We start from the raw sequence: 5806 nt of genomic DNA, 5'->3' as shown, positions 1-5806 counted from the left end.
CGAGAGCGCCTTGTGGCGTTCGCTTCCGAGCTGCCATCGTGCGTCGTCGCGATGGAGGCGTGTTGCGGCGCCCACTTCCTGGGGCGCGTCTTTGCGGATCAAGGACACCAGGTGCGATTGATGTTCCCTGGGTACGTGCAGCCCTACGTCAAGGCGCAGAAGACCGACGATCGAGACGCGGAGGCGATCGCGGAGGCGGCCACGCGGCCGACCATGAGGTTCGTGTCTCTCAAGACCGAGGCCCAGCTCGACCTCCAAGCCTTGCATCGGGCGCGTGAACGCCTGGTGCTCGCTCGAACGGCACTGATCAACCAGCTTCGAGCTGTCCTGCTCGAACGCGGGATCGTCCTTCCGAAGGGGCGAAGCGTCCTCATGCGACGCCTCGACGAGGTTGGTATCGACCGCTTGGCAAGCAACTCCCGCACCCGCGCATTGGTCAAGGACCTGAGCGACGAGTGCGCCCTGCTCGATCAGAAGATCAAGGCTTATCCATCTTGGCCAGGGCCAGCTCCTGAGACCGGATACGTTGATGCAGACCGATCATGCTAACCAGACGACACCCTTCCAGACGGGGCGGGCCATACGTTCTAGGATGTCGCGCTCCGCCTTCAGCTTGGCCACTTCCCTGCGCAGCCGGTCAATCTCAAGCTGCTCGGGCTTCATCTGACCCTGCCCGGGAAAGGCATGCTGAGGATCCGCCTTCGCCTCGCGCACCCATTTACCCAGCACGTTCTCGTGGACATCCAGGTCACGGGCAGCCTGCGCAACGGCAACGCCCCGATCCTTCACCAATCTCACAGCCTCAAGCGTGAACTCGCGGCTGAATCTCCGTCGTTGCATTCCCGCTCTCCAGTCCCGTTGAACACCTTATCTCCATGTCCACGAAACCGGCAGCAGGCCAGCAGGCCAATCCGAGCTGACGTCAGAGCTCTGCGCCATTGCGCTGCCTAGCCGGCCACTGCGCGTCGAGCCAGGGCAGGAACAGCTCGAGTGAACTCTCGCGGGTGCGGAAGACATCCGAGCGCTGCTCGCGCAATACGCGTCGGACCAGACCACGGCTGTATCCGGTGCGGCGAACGATCTCCTTAATCGTCACCCCTGATTTGGTGTGATCGAGAATAGCCGCATTGGTTTCCTCGCGGTGCAGATGCCCTTCATATTGGATGCGTTCGGCAGCGGCATGGATCTGGCGCTGGCCGCCCTGAACATCGCCATCGAGGACCGCAAGCCACCGCCCGGGTGCCTCCATCACTCAGACCGCGGGTCGCCTCGACGAACTCAGCTATCTACCATTCGCACAAACCGACGGCCAACCGCTCCTTCATCTGACCAGTCGGCTTTACGAGCAGAGTTCTGTCGTCGTCACCACAAAGATCGTCTTCGGCGACGCCAAGACGACGACTACGCTCCTCGATCAGCTCATCTATCATTGCGACATCGTCGAGACCGGCAACGACAGCTGCGTTTCAAGAACAGGCTCTGAACTCGACCGGGGGCAGGAACGGCTGCGGAACCCAAAGCAGCTCTGCCGCACCACCTATCGCGGCGGCCTGCATAGTAGGTGCTCAGCAAGGATGTGAATTTTGGGCGGTGGACCCCGGGCGCCGGCGAGTCCGACTACCCTTCTTGTCATCGGAGACCCTCGGCTTTCAGCCCTAGTGACCACTACGTGAACACCTTTCCGCTAGCAAAGCTAGGGGGCCGTGGCAGCCCAGCATGGCGCAACTCCCGAGGAGGCCGCCAATTCGATTTGGGTGAGTCATCCTTTGGTACGTAAACCGTCGCTCATTTCTCCAGCCAGGCTTTGAAAGGCTCATGAAAAGCAAATTGGTGTCTGAACTTCGCGCCATAATTGTGCTATATTCGGGGGGAATGGTGTAAGAGAAATGTAATATCTAAATATTCGATTTGCGGAAAGGCAGTTTTGGCAACCCAATCAAGGTGATGAGGGATATTCGAAATATGCTCAAGATAAGACATTGTGTTGGTAAGGTAATATTATTTATATGCGCAGTATTTATTGTGCACGCATCTGCTAATGCGCAAGAGGATCAAGCGTGTCCGAATGTGGGGCCTCCTATAAAAAATATAAACGCACTATCCTACTATGACCGTATGGATCCTACACGATCCCAAATAGTCGAAGAGCGTAGGGATAAAAATATCCGATTAACTGAGGGGGTTACAAGATTCCAAAAAGTCATTGTTGGACTTGCAAACGACAATACGCGCTTCAAGAAAGAGTGCGCCATTCAGATAATGAAGGCGTGGGCGCTAGCTGACGCACTTGAAGGATCAAAAAATAGGGGGCAGGCGGATAAAGTAAGGATTTGGGTTCTTGGCTCAATTTCAATATCATATCTTAAGCTTTATGATATAGTTGAGTCGGATGATAAAGAAATAATAGATAATTGGATTCGAGATCTTGCATCGATTACCATAAAATACACTGAATCAAGAAAAAAAATGACAAATATCGGATATTGGGGGGTATTTGGTGTTGGGGCGGCGGCGATTGCAATAAATGATATGAGGATGTGGTATTGGGCGGAAGAAATGTATAATAATGCACTAAATGATATTGAATCTGACGGGACACTCGCGGCAGAACGCGGGCGAGGCGAGCGAGCATTTTTGTATCATGTATTTGCTGCTCAACCATTGGTTGGATTTGAATTCATCCGTTCATTTGTACGTTGTGATCAAAAAATACCCAACAAATTACTCTCTCTTACCTCCATGTTGGAAAAAGAGTTTAACGGCAGCGGATACATTGCTCAATTAAGTGGATATCGACAGCTCGATGTGTCAAGGCCGCCATGGCTTGTTTTGCTTGAAAGGCCTCAATCGGATCAACTGATCGCGGAAAAGGCAAAAGATTCTGGCCCTGTGCGTCTCGGAGGGAGTTTGTTGAAATTGACTGATAGCCTGACAAGAAAATATGATACATGCAATGTCTCTGGAACCGTACATTAGTAGTATGCTGTAGTTAATAAAAATGAAATCGCGATAGAATGGAATAAGAAATGTCAGAAGGAAAAATTGAATTTATTTTTCCAGATATTCCAACAGGGCCGGCGGCTTCAATCGCCGTTGAAGAATTGTCGACTAAGCAATTAATGCGTGCCTGGAGAGGGTGGGAACGCGCTTATCAGCCGTATGATAAAGGGGATTATATTTTGCAGGCAATATACGCGGAATTATGGGATAGGGGGGAGTGGTTATTCCTAATGGAGAATAACAATTATTGATCAGCTCATGCAATAAAAATAGATGTTTGTCACGAAGTGATAGGGAGAGTCCTATACGTTGAGGCTTTATACACGATCCCCGATGGCTGTACTGTGATTCGAGTCCCCAGTTCGGCGCCGGGAGCCTTATCGAGCCCCACGTTGGTCGAGGGCTCGGAGGTCGTGCTGATTTGAGCAGGGCAGGGGGACCTCGGCGCGCTGGATGTTTCAGTTATCGATCAGTCGATGCAGCGGATTAAGAATGCAGGTTTTGGTTGGCGTGCCAACCTGAAGCTTAAGTTCGATGACGGTGTAGGACGTTTTCTATGTGACTCTCCCTCCAGTTTGAGCGGGTAGTGCCGACCGGTCCTTTATGCCAGCTGGAAATAGGAATGCAGAATTCCGCCTCGAAGAAGGTGTGGCTCACTATGGTGGAGAGGCGCGGGGGGCGATTGGTCTGTGTTGTACACTTGACGGTAAAGTGCGGAAGGTGGGCGATGTGGTCCTCGAACGTCTCGGTGTTCATCGCTTGGCCCAGATCTCAGCGACGCCGGCACATCTGCTCGTAGTCGCGCGTAGGCAATCTCGTCAGCCTATGGCTGGTTCGACCAGGCGAAAATTACGACCTTGACCAAGTTCAACAGAGCATGAACGCTGGCGGTTGGCGTCGCCTGCAGGATGCCAGTGAAGCGCGTTAGATGCTCTTGCAGATGATCGCTGGAGCGGCCGCGGGATGCTTCGGAACAACACCGCCAGCGGATCGGTGCCATCGAAGAGTTGATCGTCGCAGACATACATCCGGGTCTGGTCGGTGTCGATCTTCTCCTTTGTCATACATGGCGCTCGAGCAGCGCGTGCAACGGGTCCAAAGCCGCCGCCCAGGCGCGGAATGGTCGGTCAGCGTCGACAGTATCAGGTTAATGCCCTCGCGGGCGTAGCGCTCGCTCTGGCGGTTCAACGGCTGGTCGGTCATTCGAGTTCTGAATCGAATGTTTTGCCTTCAGTAAGCGTCGTCCCGGGGGCACCTTCATAGGTGAGGCGTGAGAGCGCAGTCTGACGATCCTGATTGGAGGATCGTTGTGTCTGGGCTTGACCATAGACTTGGGCCGGAGGGTGAGGTCCGGCGCTTCGAGGTTATCAACGGCGCGATGGGGCGCGCGTTGGACGGCGGACGAGCGGGCTCGGATCCTGGAAGAGACGCTCGCTCCCGGCGCCGTGGTGTTCTGCGGTTGCCCGCCGCCACGGACTGACGCCGCAGCAGTTGTTCACGTGGCGGCGTGAGGCGCGAAAGGCGAGCGAGACGGTCCCGGCTTTCGTGCCGGCGGTGGTCGCTCCGGAACCGGTTCTCACAGCTGAGCTGTCCGCCCCACTGTCACGGCCGAAGCGGCGTGGCCGGCAACGCCGGGCGGCGGCCATCGAAGTCGACGTCGCCGGGGTCAGGGTGACGATCGAGAACGGGGCTTCGCCGGTCATCATCGCGGCGGTCATCGGCGCGCTGAAGGCCGGGTCGTGTTCGGTCCGAGCGGCTCGGTTCGTGTTATGGTGGCGACGCGGCCGGTGGACTTCCGCAAAGGGGAGGGGCTCGCCGCCTTGGTGCGTGAGACCATGGGCGCCGATCCGTTCTCCGGCACGGTGTACGTGTTCCGGGCCAAGCGCGCCGACCGGGTGAAGCTGGTGTTCTGGGACGGCACCGGCGTCGTGCTGGTGGCGAAGCGGATTGAGGACGGGGAGTTCCGCTGGCCGAAGATCGCGGACGGCACCCTGCAGCTGACATCGGCCCAGCTCCAGCCCTGCTTGAGGGCCTCGACTGGCGGCGGGTGCACGAGGTGCAACGCACGACGACACCGGTCGTCGCCAGTTGAAGAGACTTTCATGCGCCGGGCGAATATGATTCATTGCGGCTCATGGCTTCGCTCTCCACTGAGCTTTCCCACGATCCCGAGACGCTCCAGGCGATGCTGCTCGCGCGGGACGCGGAGATCGAGCGCCTGCGCCAGATCATCAAGGAGCTGCAGCGCCACCGCTTCGGCTGGCGGGCGGAGAGCCTGCCCGAGGACCAGTTGCTGCTGGCGCTGGAAAAGGCGGAGCAGGTCGAAGCCGCCGGCTTCGGGCGGGTCGCGAAGCGCCGTGCGAACCGAGGGCTCTGCCCGCCCACCTGCCGCGGATCGAGACCGTGGTCGATATCGAGAGCGACATCTGCCCCTGCTGTTCCGGCAAGCTGCACCGCATCGGCGAGGACGTGGCGGAGCGGCTCGACATGGTGCCCGCCCAGTTCCGCGTCCTGGTGGTGCGCCGGCCGAAGTATGCCTGCCTCTCCTGCGCGGAGGCGGTGGTGCAGGCCCCCGCTCCGGCGCGGTTGATCGAGGGCGGACTGCCGACCGAGGCGACCGTCGCCCATGTGCTCGTCTCCAAATACGCCGACCATCTGCCTTTGTATCGCCAGGCCCAGGTCTACGGGCGCCAGGGCATCGTGCTTGACCGCTCGACGCTGGCGGACTGGGTGGGGCGGGCAGTGACCTGAGACCCTGATCTTCCTCCAGATTTAGGTAGAGTCCGTCGATCATGGAGACGGACGA

Annotated in this window: 4 protein-coding genes and 6 pseudogenes; 7 read left to right on the top strand and 3 right to left on the bottom strand. The window is 57.5% G+C overall.

All coding sequences use genetic code 11. The features are described 5' to 3' along the window. Positions 1 to 486, top strand: a pseudogene (locus KHC19_RS08900) (IS110 family RNA-guided transposase); the annotation flags it as partial. 72 nt (positions 487 to 558) lie between these two features. Here KHC19_RS08900 and KHC19_RS08895 read toward each other — a convergent pair. After that, positions 559 to 840 (bottom strand): annotated as a pseudogene (locus KHC19_RS08895) (transposase); the annotation flags it as partial. An 85-nt stretch (positions 841 to 925) separates the two neighbouring features. Beyond that, positions 926 to 1177: pseudogene (locus KHC19_RS08890) on the bottom strand (ISL3 family transposase); the annotation flags it as partial. A 91-nt stretch (positions 1178 to 1268) separates the two neighbouring features. Between KHC19_RS08890 and KHC19_RS08885 the strand changes: the two are divergent. The 3 genes and pseudogenes from KHC19_RS08885 to KHC19_RS08875 form a co-directional block, all read left to right on the top strand. Further along, positions 1269 to 1483: pseudogene (locus KHC19_RS08885) on the top strand (ATP-binding protein); the annotation flags it as partial. A 479-nt stretch (positions 1484 to 1962) separates the two neighbouring features. Continuing rightward, a complete protein-coding gene (locus KHC19_RS08880; protein WP_213352007.1) occupies positions 1963 to 2976 on the top strand; it encodes an alginate lyase family protein in 1014 nt (337 codons plus the stop codon). A 50-nt stretch (positions 2977 to 3026) separates the two neighbouring features. Next, complete coding sequence (locus KHC19_RS08875) at positions 3027 to 3251, top strand: hypothetical protein (RefSeq protein WP_213352006.1); 225 nt, start codon at positions 3027 to 3029, stop codon at positions 3249 to 3251. Between the two features lie 567 nt (positions 3252 to 3818). Here KHC19_RS08875 and KHC19_RS08870 read toward each other — a convergent pair. Continuing rightward, on the bottom strand, positions 3819 to 4064 hold the full coding sequence (locus KHC19_RS08870) for a hypothetical protein (protein ID WP_213352005.1): 246 nt from the start codon (positions 4062 to 4064) through the stop codon (positions 3819 to 3821). Positions 4065 to 4491: 427 nt separating this feature from the next. Between KHC19_RS08870 and KHC19_RS26460 the strand changes: the two genes are divergently transcribed. From KHC19_RS26460 to KHC19_RS08855, 3 genes and pseudogenes are all read left to right on the top strand, one after another. Continuing rightward, the gene (locus KHC19_RS26460) at positions 4492 to 4899 is read left to right on the top strand and encodes a hypothetical protein (RefSeq protein WP_378297318.1); all 408 of its coding nucleotides are present in this window, start codon (positions 4492 to 4494) and stop codon (positions 4897 to 4899) included. Further along, a pseudogene (tnpB, locus tag KHC19_RS08860) lies at positions 4788 to 5092 on the top strand (IS66 family insertion sequence element accessory protein TnpB). The gene KHC19_RS26460 and the pseudogene tnpB overlap by 112 nt, the downstream one beginning before the upstream one ends. A 42-nt stretch (positions 5093 to 5134) precedes the next feature. Continuing rightward, positions 5135 to 5742 (top strand): annotated as a pseudogene (locus KHC19_RS08855) (transposase domain-containing protein); the annotation flags it as partial. Positions 5743 to 5806: the final 64 nt, after the last annotated feature.

Source organism: Ancylobacter oerskovii (assembly GCF_018390555.1).
Lineage (GTDB): Bacteria > Pseudomonadota > Alphaproteobacteria > Rhizobiales > Xanthobacteraceae > Ancylobacter > Ancylobacter oerskovii.
Note: the sequence above shows the minus strand (reverse complement) of the source record. Positions and strands in the feature narration are given on the sequence as shown.